At 34.1% G+C, this 16,192-nt stretch carries 16 protein-coding genes; 3 read left to right on the forward strand and 13 right to left on the reverse strand.

What is annotated here, in order from left to right:
• Positions 1–21: 21 nt before the first annotated feature.
• The 6 genes from ade to Q8X41_RS03440 all read right to left on the reverse strand — a co-directional run bounded on the left by ade (position 22) and on the right by Q8X41_RS03440 (position 6,623).
• The gene (gene ade / locus Q8X41_RS03415) at positions 22–1,782 is read right to left on the reverse strand and encodes an adenine deaminase (RefSeq protein ID WP_397538861.1); all 1,761 of its coding nucleotides are present in this window, start codon (positions 1,780–1,782) and stop codon (positions 22–24) included.
• A gap of 244 nt (positions 1,783–2,026) precedes the next feature.
• The gene (locus Q8X41_RS03420; RefSeq protein WP_397538862.1) at positions 2,027–3,595 is read right to left on the reverse strand and encodes a long-chain-fatty-acid--CoA ligase; all 1,569 of its coding nucleotides are present in this window, start codon (positions 3,593–3,595) and stop codon (positions 2,027–2,029) included.
• 238 nt (positions 3,596–3,833) lie between these two features.
• A complete protein-coding gene (locus Q8X41_RS03425; protein ID WP_397538863.1) occupies positions 3,834–4,043 on the reverse strand; it encodes a DUF6366 family protein in 210 nt (69 codons plus the stop codon).
• Between the two features lie 242 nt (positions 4,044–4,285).
• A complete protein-coding gene (locus tag Q8X41_RS03430) occupies positions 4,286–4,723 on the reverse strand; it encodes a cell wall hydrolase (RefSeq protein ID WP_397538864.1) in 438 nt (145 codons plus the stop codon).
• A gap of 109 nt (positions 4,724–4,832) precedes the next feature.
• Positions 4,833–5,504: a DUF975 family protein gene (locus Q8X41_RS03435; protein ID WP_397540193.1), complete on the reverse strand. Its 672-nt coding sequence runs from the start codon at positions 5,502–5,504 to the stop codon at positions 4,833–4,835.
• A gap of 348 nt (positions 5,505–5,852) precedes the next feature.
• On the reverse strand, positions 5,853–6,623 hold the full coding sequence (locus Q8X41_RS03440; RefSeq protein ID WP_397538865.1) for a DODA-type extradiol aromatic ring-opening family dioxygenase: 771 nt from the start codon (positions 6,621–6,623) through the stop codon (positions 5,853–5,855).
• Positions 6,624–7,088: 465 nt separating this feature from the next.
• On the opposite strand from Q8X41_RS03440, the gene Q8X41_RS03445 reads away from it, so the two are divergent.
• Positions 7,089–9,335 (forward strand): MMPL family transporter, encoded by a 2,247-nt coding sequence (locus Q8X41_RS03445; RefSeq protein ID WP_397538866.1) that lies wholly within the window; start codon positions 7,089–7,091, stop codon positions 9,333–9,335.
• A 105-nt stretch (positions 9,336–9,440) separates the two neighbouring features.
• On the opposite strand, the gene Q8X41_RS03450 is transcribed toward Q8X41_RS03445, so the two are convergent.
• Together Q8X41_RS03450 and Q8X41_RS03455 are read right to left on the reverse strand one after the other, a co-directional pair.
• Entirely contained in the window at positions 9,441–10,250 is an 810-nt protein-coding gene (locus Q8X41_RS03450; RefSeq protein ID WP_397538867.1) for an endonuclease I family protein, read from the reverse strand.
• The gene (locus Q8X41_RS03455) at positions 10,250–11,212 is read right to left on the reverse strand and encodes a S8 family peptidase (RefSeq protein ID WP_397538868.1); all 963 of its coding nucleotides are present in this window, start codon (positions 11,210–11,212) and stop codon (positions 10,250–10,252) included. The genes Q8X41_RS03450 and Q8X41_RS03455 overlap by 1 nt, the downstream gene beginning before the upstream one ends.
• A gap of 224 nt (positions 11,213–11,436) precedes the next feature.
• Between Q8X41_RS03455 and Q8X41_RS03460 the strand changes: the two genes are divergently transcribed.
• The gene (locus Q8X41_RS03460; RefSeq protein ID WP_397540194.1) at positions 11,437–12,081 is read left to right on the forward strand and encodes a formylglycine-generating enzyme family protein; all 645 of its coding nucleotides are present in this window, start codon (positions 11,437–11,439) and stop codon (positions 12,079–12,081) included.
• A 232-nt stretch (positions 12,082–12,313) separates the two neighbouring features.
• Here Q8X41_RS03460 and Q8X41_RS03465 read toward each other — a convergent pair whose 3' ends face one another.
• The 3 genes from Q8X41_RS03465 to Q8X41_RS03475 form a co-directional block, all read right to left on the reverse strand.
• Positions 12,314–12,496 carry a hypothetical protein gene (locus Q8X41_RS03465; RefSeq protein WP_397538869.1) on the reverse strand — a complete coding sequence of 61 codons (183 nt, stop codon included), beginning with the start codon at positions 12,494–12,496 and terminating at the stop codon, positions 12,314–12,316.
• Positions 12,497–12,782: 286 nt separating this feature from the next.
• Positions 12,783–13,289 carry a DUF4188 domain-containing protein gene (locus tag Q8X41_RS03470; RefSeq protein WP_397538870.1) on the reverse strand — a complete coding sequence of 169 codons (507 nt, stop codon included), beginning with the start codon at positions 13,287–13,289 and terminating at the stop codon, positions 12,783–12,785.
• 16 nt (positions 13,290–13,305) lie between these two features.
• Complete coding sequence (locus Q8X41_RS03475) at positions 13,306–13,845, reverse strand: PadR family transcriptional regulator (protein WP_397538871.1); 540 nt, start codon at positions 13,843–13,845, stop codon at positions 13,306–13,308.
• A gap of 277 nt (positions 13,846–14,122) precedes the next feature.
• Here Q8X41_RS03475 and Q8X41_RS03480 point away from each other — a divergent pair, with 277 nt between their 5' ends.
• A complete protein-coding gene (locus Q8X41_RS03480; protein WP_397538872.1) occupies positions 14,123–15,106 on the forward strand; it encodes an NAD(P)-dependent alcohol dehydrogenase in 984 nt (327 codons plus the stop codon).
• Positions 15,107–15,516: 410 nt separating this feature from the next.
• On the opposite strand, the gene Q8X41_RS03485 is transcribed toward Q8X41_RS03480, so the two are convergent.
• Complete coding sequence (locus tag Q8X41_RS03485; RefSeq protein WP_397538873.1) at positions 15,517–15,798, reverse strand: hypothetical protein; 282 nt, start codon at positions 15,796–15,798, stop codon at positions 15,517–15,519.
• 10 nt (positions 15,799–15,808) lie between these two features.
• Positions 15,809–16,192, reverse strand: coding sequence for an SHOCT-like domain-containing protein (locus Q8X41_RS03490; protein ID WP_397538874.1), 384 nt, complete (start codon positions 16,190–16,192; stop codon positions 15,809–15,811).

A 16,192-nucleotide genomic window follows, 5' to 3' on the forward strand; every position in this document is an offset into this window, starting at 1 on the left:
ACTCTCTATCTAAAGAACCGGTCATTCACTTTCATCTGCTTCAATTGGAATATGTTTAAAGTTTGTAACATCAAACAATCCCGTATCTGTCAGCTTGATGTGTGGAATCACAGGTAGTGCAATAAATGATAATGTTAAGAAAAGATGGAAGTTTAGATCCGGATTTAGTTGTAACAAAGCACTATGTAAACCATGCAATTGTTTAGCTGCTTCTTCCGCTTTTATATTTGTCATGAGTCCTGCAATAGTTAGAGGTAATGCACTTAGTACTTCCCCATCCGCGACTACTACATAGCCCCCTTGCATCTTTTGTAAAGTATCAAGAGCTAGGAGCATATCCTCATCATTTGTTCCGCAAACTAGAGCATTATGAGAATCGTGTGCTACAGTTGTTGCGACCGCTCCTTTTTGAAGGCCAAAGCCATGTACAATACCAAGTCCTATATTACCAAGATTGTGATGTCGTTCGATGACAGCTAATTTTAAATAATCATCTTTTATTGAAGGAACAAACATTTCATTTTCTACTTGGACTTTTGCTACCTTTTTATGAGTAATTAGTTGATTGGGTTCGATTTCGATGATATTTGCTAGATTACCGTTTTTAAATGCAATACCCAAATCCTGTGATGTCAGCTTTGGAATATGAACTGATTGTAAAATAGAAGAAGGTACAGGCACAGTTTCTAGTTTACTTTGAAGCAATTGACCATTGTCGACAACTTTTTTCCCATTCTTCCAAACAGCTTGAGGGTTACAAGTTGTTACATCATCAAGTAATATAAAATCTGCCATATAGCCTTCTGCAAGGGCACCTTTTTGATTCAATCGATAACATTCTGCAGCATTAAGTGTAGCCAGTTGGATTGCTTGAAGTGGTTCCATTCCCTCTTCTACAGCTAAGGCGATTGAATGATTTATACTCCCCTCCTCAATTAATTCATCCAAATGTTTGTCATCTGTGCAGAATAAAAATCGTCTTGCATTGGCAGAATTCACTGCTGGTAATACGTCACGTAAATTTTTTGCAGCTGATCCTTCACGAATAAGGACATACATCCCTTGCTGTATCCGAATTCTTGCTTCATCCGCTGTGACACATTCATGATCTGTTTCAATACCTGCAACTCTATATCCACGGATTTGACTAGCAGTTAAACCTGCACCATGCCCATCAATAACACTTTTATTCACTTCAGTTTGAGCAATTTTCATGAGCATATCAGATTCACCATTTAACACTGAAGGAAAGTCCATTACTTCTGCTAATCCTAAGACATTGGAATCAGTTAATAGAGGGGCTAAATCATGGGCCTTAAGTGTGGCACCGGCATTTTCAAAAGATGTGGCTGGAACACTTGAAGGTAACATGACATGGATATCCATTTCAGCATTCTTCGCATCTTTTAGCATAAATTGAATGCCTTCAGTACCTGCTACATTTGCTATTTCATGTGGATCTGTAACTACTGTTGTAATACCATGAGGCAATAAAATTTTACTAAACTCAGAGGGAGGTAACATAGAGGATTCGATATGAATATGCCCATCTATTAAACCAGGAATGACATAACCTCCGTTTGCATCTTCCTCATGCTCTGCTTCAAAAATCCCATCTTCATCAATCGCAACAATCATACCACCAGTTACGATAATATCTGCTTTTCTCCATTGAAGATTAAAAACATCTGCAATTTGTGCGTTTCTCAATATAAAATCTGCTTTTCTTTTATGTTGTGAGCTTAAAATTCTCTCTTTTTTACTTGCTATAGTGTTATCCATTCTTTTACCCCTTCCATATGCTTTTTAATGTTATACCACAAACTATCAGCTCTGAACAAAAAAATTTGTTTTCCTCATAGCAACTATTTCGCATAATGATGTTTGTTTTACCCCATTTTTTACAAAATCGCGTTGTGAAATGATATAGCAAATTATATAAATCATTTGTTCAATTGGATAAAAAAAGACCAACGAAATTTATTCGCTGATCTTTTTTGAGAAAGCTCTCATTATCAAATATATTTTATACACTTTCCACGTAGTCTTTTCTTAAATGCACTTTTTGGATTTTCCCAGAAGCCGTTTTTGGTAATTCATCGATAAAAGTAACACCTGTAATTGCTTTAAAATGAGCTAACTTCGAACGAGAGAAATCAATCACTTCTTGCTCCGTCAATGTTGCATTTTCACGTAATACAACATATGCATGAGGTGTTTCTCCCCATTTTTCGTGCGGGACAGCAATAACAGCTGCTTCTAAAATATCTGGATGTTCGTATAATACCCCTTCTACTTCAATAGAAGAAATATTTTCTCCACCACTGATAATGATGTCTTTTTTACGGTCTGTAATCGCTAAATATCCTTTTTCATCAATCGACCCTACATCCCCTGTGTGTAGCCATCCATCTTTTATCGCAGCCATTGTTGCTTGTTCGTTTTTCCAATAGCCTTTCATCACACCGTTACCTCTGACGATGACTTCACCAACTGATACCCCATCATGTGGTACTTCATCGCCTAATTCATCCACAATTTTCACTTTCGTTCCAATCATTGCATTGCCCGCTTTTGCTTTTAAGCGATATTTTTCTTGATCAGGTAAATCTTGATATTGTGGACGAATACGTGAAATCGTACTTAGTGGTGATGATTCCGTCATTCCGTATACTTGTACAAACTCCCAACCAATCTCTGTTTCTACTTTTTCGATAAATGCTTGTGGTGGCGCTGATCCAGCAATGACTACACGGAGTCCATCTGATAGCGCTGGTATTTGCTCATCATAATATTGAATCAATGAATTCAGAACAGTTGGTGCCATATGAACTATACTGACATTGTGCTTATGAATTGCTTGGAATATGGCTTCTGGTGTAGCTTTTCTTAAGAAAACTTGTGTTGAACCATTTGCAGTATAGTAAAATGGTGAACCCCAACCGTTTACATGGAACATAGGTAAAACATGTAAAAGAACATCTTCATCTGTTACACGTAAGTGATGCATAGAAGTTAATGCGTGAAGATAATTGTTTCGGTGTGTTAACATAACACCTTTTGGATCACCTGTTGTGCCACTTGTATACAATAGGCTACATATTTCATCTTCTTCTAATTCAACTCGATTAAACTCACTATTATCAAAAGTTGCAAGCCAGTCATCATAGCCTAATTCTGGTGTTGTATCATCTTTATAATGGATAATAATTTGTTCAACTGTTTCTAATTTCTCTTTTATTGGTACGATTAAATGATATAAATCTTGATCTACTAGTAAAATCTTAGATTCACTATGATTTAAGATAAATAAGTAATCTTCTGGCTTTAAGCGAATATTAAGAGGAACCATTATAGCTCCTAATTGATAAATGCCGTAAAATCCTTCATACATCTCAATCGTATTTGATGCCAAGTAAGCTACTTTATCCTCTTTTTTCACTCCAAAGGATTGTAGACCCCGAGACAGCTGATTTACACGTCCGTTTATTTCACCATATGTAAATGCTCTCTTTTCATCAAAAATAGCTTTTTTGTCTCCATATAATTCTACAGCTCTGTCTAAAAAATCTGTAAGTATTAATGGTACATTCATCCCTAAACACCCCTTAGCAAAATGGAATTAGATATATTTTACAATATTCAGATATTTTTGTCATTTAAAAGTTATTTTTTTGTTTAAAGAGAAAATATTTACATTAAAATATGCGTTGTTAGATGTAAATTTGACTTAAAAATATTAGTACAAGAAGATGAAAGAATAAAAGCTATTCTTTTTATGTATTTGTGTGGTATCAGCAAGACGATACAATCAATTAAGAAATAAAAATTCTTTAGAAAAACAGTTTATATACAACATATCCAACTATTAAAAAAATAATTAGTATTCCTGTTTCTTTCCACCCCAAATCACCAAGGTCTGCAAAATTACCATTTCCAACTCTATTAAATTCCTCTTTTAATGCACCTGTTGGATTTTTTTTAATTTCCTTTTGTCTTAATCTCTCTCTTTTTTCTTCTGGAGTTTCTTGTCGATCATTCAAATCAAACACCCCTTATGAATACAGTATTCTCTAATTTTTTGGTAATACATTTATTCAACTAACTTGATACGTTAATACAATAAGTTCAACAAAAAGAACGTTAATCCTCCTTAGATCAACGCCCCTTTTAGCCATCAAAAGATTTTATTGTTCATCAATTCCCATCGCTAATAGTAATAGAAAAGCATAAGGCAAAATAAAGGAATATCCCTACAAGAATTGCATCGAATAATTATTGTTAGCTACGCATAAACTCCGTCACATGTATCAGGTGCTGGCTCATAAAAACAATGGTTTTTAAATTGACCAGTAAATGGTTGACCGTACCATGTTGGAGGGCATGGAGCATATGGATTGAAATACCAAAGTGCATATTTTGCTGGGTGTTGTCTCCAATAATTCAAGTTTTGTTTTGCTAATTTTCTTTCATTCTCTCTCGCCCTCTGATAAAATGAATTCCCTTTTTGAACAGCTTCAAAAGAATAATTTCCTCCTTGTACCTGAAAGATGACATCTTCAATTGTTCTTAAATCTACAAAGTCTAAACAATTTGCTACTAGACGATTAACAATTACATTTCCAACAAACAACATTCCCATGTTGCCTTCACCTTCTGCTTCTGCTCTCATCATCCTGGCCATTAAGTCAACGTCTGAACTTCGGTAATTTGCTCTTGGCATTTTTTCACCTCAAATATATAGTATGAAAAAAAGGCTAAATTGATATCATTGTTTATAAAATAAGAATGCTTAGCTTTTAATACTTACAGTTTTAATGTAAGAAGAAAAACTATTTTATAATAGTTGCTTTATCACTTGTATCGGCGTCCTGACTATAAATCACTTCATTATAAAATGTAGCCATTGCTGTTGAGACATAAGGAACTAGCCACAAAAGTCCTATTCCTAAAGTAAATACACAAAGAATACCCCACCCAATAAAACTAAGTCCCAGCAAAAAATATTTCCATTTAAGCCCATCCATTCTTCTTCTACTCTCTGTTATTGCTTCAAGAATAGTATATTCAGGATGATCACGTAATAAGTAAAATGTTTGTGAGTAAGCTATGCTTTTTATTATTCCCGGAATAATTAATAACAAAGACCATAAAAAAATAAAAATCCCTTGTAATATACTTGCTCCAATTAATTTTATTGACGTTTTTCCATCTTTATAGACTGAAAATACATTAGAAATCTGAGGATTGTTTTTCCGTACTAAGGATAAATAGAACCAATATACTCCAATAGAAAAAGGAATTTGTAAAATAGAAATGATTAAATTTACAACCTTTACTCCTGTTGATTTTTCACCTTGGTTAAACCCACCACTTAAAATAATTTCAACAATAGAGGGGAAAATATAATAAATTATAAACATGATGAAAGAAAGTAATACACCTAGCCCCCAACTTCCTTTTAACGATTCTAAAGATTGTCTCTTAATTTCAGAAATTTTCATATTCAAAATATACCCCCTTTATTCATTTCACTGAACAGTACAATCCATAAAAAAATAGAAAAATAATTCTAGTAATAAAAATCCACTTAAGCTCGAAAACTCAAATCAAAATCTTAAATTAAAAATCCCCCCTATTATTATTTTGCTAAAAAGTTCTTAACCGAATTATTTTTTATCCTTCTTTAAAACACCTTTTAGTTGAAAAGACATTTCTTATTATTTAATTCACTTTCAGGTCCTATAATTTCTTTCTTATAAAACAAAAAAGTACACCACTATTTATAAGTAATGTACTAATTAAAAAATAATAATATTACAAATCACCCTATTATGTGATTATTCCTACTGTTACCACTCGATACACATATTACTCATTGTTCCAAATTCATAGGTTTGGTTAATCTTTTTTGGATTTGTTGCTTTGTCACTTGCACTACCCATTGCGATAAATAATGGAACAAAATGTTCAGGTCTAGGCACTGCAAGAGTTGCGTTTGGAGCAAGTGAACGATATTGATCTAACGTATCTATTTCCCCTTTTTGTACATGTTCAAATATCCAATTATCAAAATCTACTGCTTCTTTCACTGGGCTTGTAGCATTTGGGAAGAACCAACTGAAGTTGTGTACAGTTGTACCACTACCAATTACTAAAATATCTTCCTCACCAAGTCCTTTTAATGCTTCTCCAATTTTAAATTGCTCTTTGGGTGACAAGAATGGATTGACTGATAGCTCAACTACTGGAATATCTGCTTCTGGATACATATGCTTTAGTGCGACCCATACACCGTGATCTAAACCTCGGACTTCTTCACGTTGAGATGGTATTTCCGCTTTTTTAAAGCGATCTTCCAATATTTCTGCTACAACTTTCGATCCTTTTGCAGGATATTTGATTTGGTACATTTCCTCAGGGAAGCCATAGTAGTCATACACTGTATCTAAAATATCATCTGTATAAGTTAACGATAATGTTTGACTCTCCCAGTGAGCACTAAAAATTACAATTGCTTTAGGTCTAATACGTTTACCTAATTCTTTCAGAAATTCTGAATAATCATTTTGAGTAACTGCTAAGTATGGTGAACCGTGTCCTATGAATAATGATGGGACCATTTTAAAACTTCCTTTCTAATTGCCCTTGTTCTTATGTCGCTACGTTCATCATAAACTTTTAGTGCTTAAAAAAGAAGTAAGCAGTTTTTCGCTTCTCTCCCTTACATTACTCCTTTTCGACAGATTCTAACTAATCTTTTACTGGTATAAGTGCTAAGTGTACGAACAGAATGTCTTTTATCAGTTGATTCCTGCTATTAACTTTAAAAATGATTATTCATTTTTTGTAACATAATTTATTCATAACTCACCATCGTTCAGTTTTTTGTTTGCTTTTAAGATGAAATTTACTGATTTCGTCTTTTGTAGTTGAGATTCGGTTTCAAAAAGTCTCAAAGAATTAGATGAACCATCAGCTATTGGGACTAAGACCAAACTCAACTCATCAATTAACCTTTCATTCAAGATGATGTATTTGATACAGTTTTAAATCAATAAAAATCATATGAAGTTAGGGGAATAATTATGTTCGAGAAATTAGGTAGATTAGCAGTTTCATACCCCAAAGCAATACTATTTACATGGATTGTTTTATTTTTACTCTCTCTCTGTTTTGGTCCACAACTAAATAATCATCTTAGTGGCGAAACCCTAGCATCACCAAATAGTGAATCGATCATGGCAAATAATCAAATTAAAACAAATTTCGATGGTAATTATTCGCAAAACATAATCGTTGTTTTAGATTATCCCAATAAAAATACATCTGATCCAGAATTTGTAAGTGAAGTAAAGAAAGTTGAACAGCAAATCAAACAAAATAAAATGGTAGAGAAAACTACAAGCATTTTAAATTCTGCAGATCCAAATTTGGTAGACAAGAAAAATAAACGTATGTTCATCAATATATATATGAACGCCTCATCAAAAGAAGCTGAAGAATATGTTCGGACTTTAAAAACAGATCTCTCAAATGAAAATTCAATAAAAAAAGGGGTTAATATTCATATCACAGGTGGAGCAGCTATTTTAAACGATATGAATGAAGTGAGCAAAAAAAATGTTCAAATGGTTGAAATCATTGGCCTTCCTATCGTGTTTATACTATTACTATTTGTCTTTCGCTCATTGATTGCCTCCTTCTTACCTATTTTGATTGGTGTATTTTCAATCATGATTACAATGAGTATCATTTTTTTCATATCGTTACAATTCAATCTCTCTATGTTTCTAACTAACATAGTTACTATGTTAGGGTTAGGTGTTTCCATAGATTATGCATTATTCATTACTCAAAGGTTTCGTGAAGAATTACAGACTACCAATGATATTAAAGAAGCAATCATTCACAGTATGAAATCAGCGGGAAGGTCAGTATTTTTTGCAGGTCTAACGGTAATGGTCTCACTAGCGTCTTTATTTTCAACCAATACGACATTTTTCACATCAATTTCGCTTGGCGGACTTATTGTCTTGTTTGTGTCCATCTTATCTGCTATGACCTTACTACCTGCACTGTTAGTACTACTTGGACATAGAGTTAATTCATTTAAAATTCCTGCTATTATTAAAAGTAATAAAATAAATCGTTTTTGGCATTCAGTCATTCAAATAATTTTGAAAAAACCAATTTTATTAATTGGAACCTTTCTATTAATTCTTATTGCTGTCTCCTTTCCTGCACTAAAACTACAGATGCATCTCCCTGTAGCAGCTTTTGAAGAATTACCAGAAGACAGCGACTCGCGGATTGGAATGGAAATATTAAGTGACCATTTAGGTTCAGGTAAAATTTTCCCCATAAAAATATTACTTACTAATAAGACAAATTCTATATTAGATACAAAATCACTCAATCAAATTAATGAATTAGCTAATAAAATCGAAAAGCATGAAAATGTTCAGGAAGTATTAAGTTTAGAGTCTCTCATAAATAAAACTCAAGGCAACATGATTTCTTTAGAAAGTGACAATCTACCTCTGGAGATTCAGCAACAAGTTCAAAGCTTTTTGAGTAGAGACAAACAACAAACTATATTATATGTTATTCCTAAGGACGGACCTAGTTCCGAAAAAACTAGAGACCTTGTAAAACAAATCCGTTCCATCATTCATCATAATTTAGAAAAACCTTTTACTGCAAAAGTGACCGGTGAAACTGCTACTGGCTTAGATTTTGACCAACAAATTATAAAAAGTATACCGTCTATCATTTCAATTATTGTGATAATGACGTTAATAGTATTATTCTTTGCATTTCGTTCAATCATTCTACCAATAAAAGCTGTTTTATTAAATGGATTGGTTACTTTAAGCACATTAGGTATATTAGTTTATATGTACCAGTCGGGCAATTGGGTTAATACTAATGCTCAAGCACTTAATGTTGGAACTCCAGTATTATTATTTGCTATTTTATTTGGATTAAGTATTGATTATGAGGTAATTATCGTATCCAGAATTAAAGAAGAGTATGAAAAAACACAAAATAACCAATCATCTATCATAAATGGGGTTATATCTACCATGGGCATGATTAACGGAGCCGCTTCCATAATGATCGTTGTGTTCGGGGTGTTTATATTTGCAGACTTTCGATTTGTACAAGAGATCGGAGTGGGGTTAGCCATAGCAATTTTTATTGATGCACTAATTGTAAGAACTATCATTGTTCCTGCCTCTATGCATTTATTAGGAAATCTCAACTGGTGGGTACCCTTTAATCAACCAAAAAAGATATCCCGTGATTTAAAACAAAAAAGAGAAATGTAAAGCCTTATTGTATTCACACACATTATTCCAGGTATCTTTATCATTTCAATTGAAGAATATCCATCAGTGAGAATGAAGAAAACCCCCACTGATGGAAGTTTCAGTTTACATGGTTACGATACTTTCTGCCATCTCTGGAAAATCAATAAATGGGTTCCGATTGCCTTGAAGTTCATGGATAGCTAGGTTGCGATGCTTTTCATAGATGGATACCGGAAATGTTTGATGCCAATTTAGCAATAAGGAGACATTCTCTAGTTCTTTTTTTATTGTGTTTGGATAGCGAATTAGGAAATAGAGTGTTGCTCTGGCAACGATACCTTTGCCATACTCTGGTTCGAACTTACTTTCTTCAGCCTTGCCGCAGCTATCTTTGATTCCTAAAATCCATCCTTCAGGGACATAATCGTGGAAGTCGTAGTAAGGATAGTTGCTGCGACTGCTATTACAGGTGGGTTCGCAGGCAAATAGATGATGTAAGTCTCCTCTCATCGGTTCTTTTTTATCGAACCATGATTGAGGCACTACATGTTCACAGTTAAATAGATCATCCGAAGAGATGCTGATTAACCCTTTTGCCTGCATTTCATGAAGCCGAACGTCCTCCTCTATGACAGAAAGTGGATCCATTCCATTTCCAGAATAAAGGCTTTTTAATGAACCGTTTCCCTGCAAATCAACCCAAGGGTACACATAACGGTGCGGGCTGTATTTTAACTGATCTGTATGTGTTTTTTCAAGTAATGAGTGAAGGCTGTCTGAAATATTAGCATCCGTGAATGAAATGCTCTGATAGTATTGATTCCTGACTTCCTTATCTTTCTTTTCGTCATAATAGGGTCTATTTTCCTTATAGTATAAAAAGTCTAATTTGGCCGATTCCCATTCATAATTTAGCAATTCTAGCCGTTCCATTATATTTCCAACGCCTGTGCAGATAATATTTGGTCGAACACTTCCGATAAGTAATCCTCTAATGGTAAGTACAGCAAACCGTTGCCTTCGAGTTTTGGCGAGTTTCCTAAAGGAATCGTCTTCTTTATTAATTGTGCATATAGTTCATCCTCTGTCAGATTTCGCTCAAAGTTTTTGGTGGCAATATCTTTTATGAGTGCAAGTGCACCGGATATATGCGGTGTTGCCATCGAAGTACCGCTTAGTTTTGCATAATTTCCTTTTAAATACGTTGAAAGTATTTCTTCACCAGGGGCTACTAAGTCGATTTCATTATTCGAATTTGAAAATCTAGAAGAAAGGTGTTGCAGATTAACTGATCCGACACTGATGACTTCATTGTAGCAGGCAGGATAGGATAATTCATCTGAAGTACTCTGTCCATCTCCCTCATTTCCAGCAGCACAAACTACTAGAATTTGCTTAGCGATTGCATTTTGAATAGCTTGGTGCAACTCAAATACATCCTTAGAACCGCCTAGGCTCATTGATATGATATCCACCTTTTGTTCAACTGCATAGTTAATTCCATTTATAATCCAGTCGTATTGCCCTGATCCATTTCTATCAAGCACCTTTAAAATCAATAAACTTGCCTCAGGTGCAACACCAACTACTCCTGTACCATTATGAGTGGCAGCAATTGTGCCAGCCACATGGGTTCCATGGCCATTATAATCGGTGTAAACATCAGGATTTCCTTTATCATCACCAGTGAAATTCCGTCCGCCGATAATACGCTCACTCAAATCAGGATGGGTGACATCACAACCTGTGTCCAATATCGCAACAGTGATTCCCTTCCCTTTTGATTTCTCCCAAATTTTTGGAGCTGCAATAAGCTCAATCCCTTTTGGCACCTCAGACACTGATTCGACAACTGCATTCACTTCATACGGAATTAAATGTAACTTTTGCTCCATCTGTATCCCTCCTGAAAGAATTAGTTTCAAGTGTATTCTTGGAAGTTATTAATAGTTTAACAATTCAGAATTTACATGAACAGTTACTATAGATGTGTTTTTATTGAATTATCAGAATTTTGATAGAAATAGAAAATAGACTTGATAGGCGAGATTTGTAATATCAAATTCAATAGGAGGAAAGTTGAGTGTCAAATGAAACAAAGAGTTACATTGACTATCCAATGGTAAAAATTCCAGGAGGAGAAATAGAATTAAGAGACGATAGAATAAAAAACAAATGGAAAGCTGAAATAAGACCGTTTCTTCTTGCCAGATATTCTGTCACAATGGGTCTATACAATGCTATTACAAATAAATCACCTAATTCTTTTGACAGAGATCTAAAACCGGTTGTGAATATTTCTTGGAATGATGCAATTACTTTTTGTAATCTACTTTCACAGAAAGCAGGGCTGAAAGAATGTTATTCGATAAGTAATGATGGTGAAAACATTGTTTGTGATTGGGAATCAGACGGCTATCGACTTCCTTCAGAAGCAGAGTGGCAATATGCATGTAAAGCAGGGACTACTGGTTATAGATACGGAGAGCTTGATAAAATTGCTTGGTATAATGAAAATTCCGGAGGCAAAATCCATGAAGTAGGAAGAAAGGAACCGAATGTATGGGGTCTGTATGATATGTTAGGAAATGTTTGGGAGTGGTGTTGGGATTTATATGATGAACAAGTGTACGGCTCCTATCGAATTTTTCGAGGTGGTAGCTGGGCTGAAGAGGCCAGAGGTTGTGGAGCTTCGTGTAGTCGTCGTAGCCATCCGTCATTTTGTATAGATGACCTTGGATTCCGTCTTGCCAAGTCTTTTTAACTTTAACAAACAAGCCAACTTTCTAGGTTATACAGCTCAACGAACAGAGATCATTAGTTCAAGAAAATAAGCTAATTTGCAACCCTATTTCATTTACGTTATTCCATTAAAGGGGCATTTAATTGAAAAAGATTTAAGTATCCAAAATAGTGATTAATTAGGAATAAACAAAAGACGAAAGCAATCAGATATTGTTGAGCAACCCAATTACTGTCATCTTTAGTTTTAAACTTTAATTTAAAAATTTTTTCTTGTTATTTTTAACGTAGCTAATGACAATTCCAAAGTAAATAACAGCTATGAGATTAATTATACTTGATGTAAGAGCTGATGGATTGGACCAGGGAAGTACAAAAAGCCAAAATACTACTAAAATTGAACTCACTACATATAACCATTTGAACTGATCTGTCATTTTTTATTCCCCCATCTTTCCTTCTTTGATGATTTTAACTTTCAACGAATCTTCTTTAATTAATTCATCAATGCTAATTGAAAAGATCACTTAATCTAATAAATGTTTCAAAGGAACAGGAAGGAGCTGTTAAAAACGTTATATAAAATACCTCTCATTTGCTCAGATTAATGAAGTATGAAGTTGAACTATTTCCGTCTGTTGTTTACGATAAACGGTTCGAAAATGATTTTTTTAAATATGAATTTGATAATTAAGTGAATACAGTATCTATTGAGTTTTTTAATTAGTTATTAGAACGATTAACTGTTTTTATATTAGAGTTATTAAGTCGTTTTCGAGCAGAGATACGATCTGAAGTAATCGGGATATGTTTCAGAGCTTTTCCTAAGCCATATAGTGGCATATTCCCATAAACTGATTCATAATTCCCCATTTTTATTTCATAAGTTTCGTGATAAATTCCTACTGCATCATTGTTCCCTACTTTTTTATTGAAATTTTTCCATGCAGATAAATGCTTCTCATTCTTAGCATACGCTAGCAGGTCTTCAGTTGATCTCCAATATTGAATCATAACTGTTGTTCTGAGTCCAAAATAGTTTTCCATGGACAAAAAACCTAATTCATCTTTGTTAGTATAAAGTTCTTTAATCATTCCCGGCATTGCATTAAATACAGGAAGCCATTTGTGAATTGCAAGTCGATTGTTAATTCGCATACCAATAATGAAAACTACAATATTATTAGTATTCTCTGTTGTATAACGCCCTGAATAAATCTTTTTATTCAATTCTATTCCCCCAATTTTAAAGTTGTTCAAGGGTGGATTCACACCACTCAATAGCAGCCTTAGTTATTCGTTTTCCGTAATCTAAAGTAAATAACCAATACCTTGCGTCCTTATCGTTATCTTTGTTGATAGAAATAGCCTGTTCAATGCTAAGATATGTCTGATAACGAGCTTCTAATTTCTGTTTGTAATACGTTAGTTGTAATACTGTAGCCTCATTGGATTGAGAACTCCCAAAAAATAATTTGAGCAAAATTTCATTTCGCTCAATTGGTATTTGTTCAATTGGTTTTTCTAACCAATTCTTTAGAGTTTCTTGCCCTTTAGAAGTGAGGTAATACTCATTTCTATTTGGTTTAGACTCATGTGATGAAGTTTCTACTGTTGCTAATCCATCCTCAACAATTATTTTTAACGTGGGATATATCTGACCATAACTTATTTTCCAGAAATGATTTAAACTTTGATCAATTAATTGCTTGATTGAATAGCCAGATTTGCAGTCAGTAGTTAGTATTCCAAGAATTGCATATGTCGTATTATTATAATTTTTCACTAGATTCATCCTATCTAAAAGATATATATCTTTTAGATATACAATACAACAAATTACTAATAATTTCAATTTTAAATAGGAATTATCCATAAAGGTAATTACTTCTAAATGATAAACCCTCCAGCTAAATCAAATACGAAATGGTTATTGTGAAGGTTTACACTTAAACTATAGAAGCAGGTTCGTGCAATAAGTACAGTTTTTAGAATAGTGAAATGTTCTTTTTATTCGTATAGTTCATATGATATTAAGAATTATACGAATCGGAGGATTTTATATGAAAGCAATTGTATACACAAAATACGGTCCCCCCGATGTTCTTCAAATGAAAGAAGTTGCAAAACCTGTTCCCAAGGAAAATGAAATTTTGATAAAAGTAAAAGCGACGACTGTAACAGTAGCAGATATTCGGTCACGAAGTTTTACAGTTCCTCCTGCTTTTTGGCTGCCTGCCCGAATCACACTTGGTTTCAAAAAACCCAAAAAAGAGATTTTAGGGATGGAGTTAGCTGGAGAAGTTGAAGCAGTAGGGACAAAGGTAAAAAAATTTAAGGAAGGTGATCCGGTTTTCGCAGCATCTCTGATGGGGTTTGGTGCTTATGCCGAATATAAGTGTCTGCCAGAAGATGGCCCAGTATCTCTTAAACCTAACAATATAACTTTTGAGGAAGCTGCAGCCATTCCAATTGGTGCACGTACAGCCTTGTTTTTTCTTAGAAAAGCTAACATTCAGAGCGGACAAAAGGTCCTTGTTTATGGTGCTTCAGGAAGTGTAGGAAGTTATGCAGTACAGATTGCAAAGTTCCTAGGAGCAAATGTTACAGGGGTATGCAGTACCTCAAATTTAGAAATGGTAAAATCTCTAGGAGCCGATAAGGTAATTGATTACACTGTAGAAGATTTTTCAAGTACAGGAGAAACTTATGATGTGATTTTTGAAGCAGTAAACAAAAGTTTGTTCTCAGCTTGTATGAAGTCCTTAAGAAAGAGCGGTACCTATATAAATATCACTGAAGTGTTACCCGATATTCGAATGCTATGGACTAAATTGACAGGTAGCAAGAAACTGCTTTTGAGTAAAAATGCCCCTGAAACTCCCGAAGCATTAAACTTCCTTAAAGAACTTGTTGAAAAGGGAGAGTTAAAAGTGGTAATTGATAGGTCCTACGCGTTTGAAGAGATCGTGGAAGCTCATCGGTATGTGGAGAAAGGGCACAAGAAAGGAAATGTCGTCATAAATGTGGAAGAAAACAATAAGTGAAAAACTAATGATTGATCGCCCCTAGGCAATCAAATATCATGGGCCTGTAGTGTATATTATCATATATATGAAAAAGTGTAATTCAATTAAATGGGTGCCTTAGTGAAAGAAGAATTAATTGATTTTAAGATTGAGATCATGTGTTAGTTATTCCATTATAGGGCGCTATTGTTGAATATAACTTAGATTTTCAAACGATTTTATTGATATATTTTTTAGATAGTGAAGTATCTTACATCAAAAATTAAACAACTATATGTTTAACCCCGTCCTAAATTTAGAACGGGGTTATGCTTGTTTGAGCTTTATTGTATTGTCTTTTTACAATTTCCTCGGTATTGTAAGCGAGAAATTAGGCTTTTTCTTCAAAATGCCAGTCAGTGGTTGGTGTCGGTGTATACTATTATAAATTATAGTCGAACCTTAACTTCAGTACCGTCCTTAGCTTTGACATCTACTAGCACGATTCCCTTATAATTCTTCAGTTCCTTGACGATAGGCTTTAGCGTTTTTTTGTCTATTAGTGGAAAGGTAAAGTCCAGTTTTTTTCTTTCGAAGTGCTCTTTTGTCCATTTGTTTATATTTTGCTGAAAAAATTTTGAAGACAAAATTGAAACAGCAATGTTTAAAATAGCATATGGAATTGGGATGGCAAACCGAACGTCTTTTGCTTTCACTTTTACATACATCATAAGTAAATCACTAATCAATGATGACCGAAACGGTATCCCCGTTTGCTGATCTAATATCAACAATTTGGCCATCTAATTCGTTTTCGATTGCTTCAATTATAAGGCCTATGTCTATATCTTTAACGTATTTTTCCGCTTGTGGAACACTCGCTGCGATGCTGTGTCCAGCCAATAATACGACCTTGACAAGTTTTATAGGCAAATTGACCGTGACGTTATCATTTTCGGCTGAGACAACACGAATCTTTAATGTTTTATCTAAATATTTAGTCGATTTTTGCTCATTACCTGTTTCTTCTTTTTCTTTTAATACTTGAATCAGTTCAGATCCCTTATCTGCATCGATCTTCCCCTCTTGAACCATTGTTAATACTCTTGTAATTTCCTCATTCAT

Origin of the sequence: Rummeliibacillus pycnus (assembly GCF_044359855.1) — a bacterium.
GTDB lineage: Bacteria > Bacillota > Bacilli > Bacillales_A > Planococcaceae > Rummeliibacillus > Rummeliibacillus pycnus_A.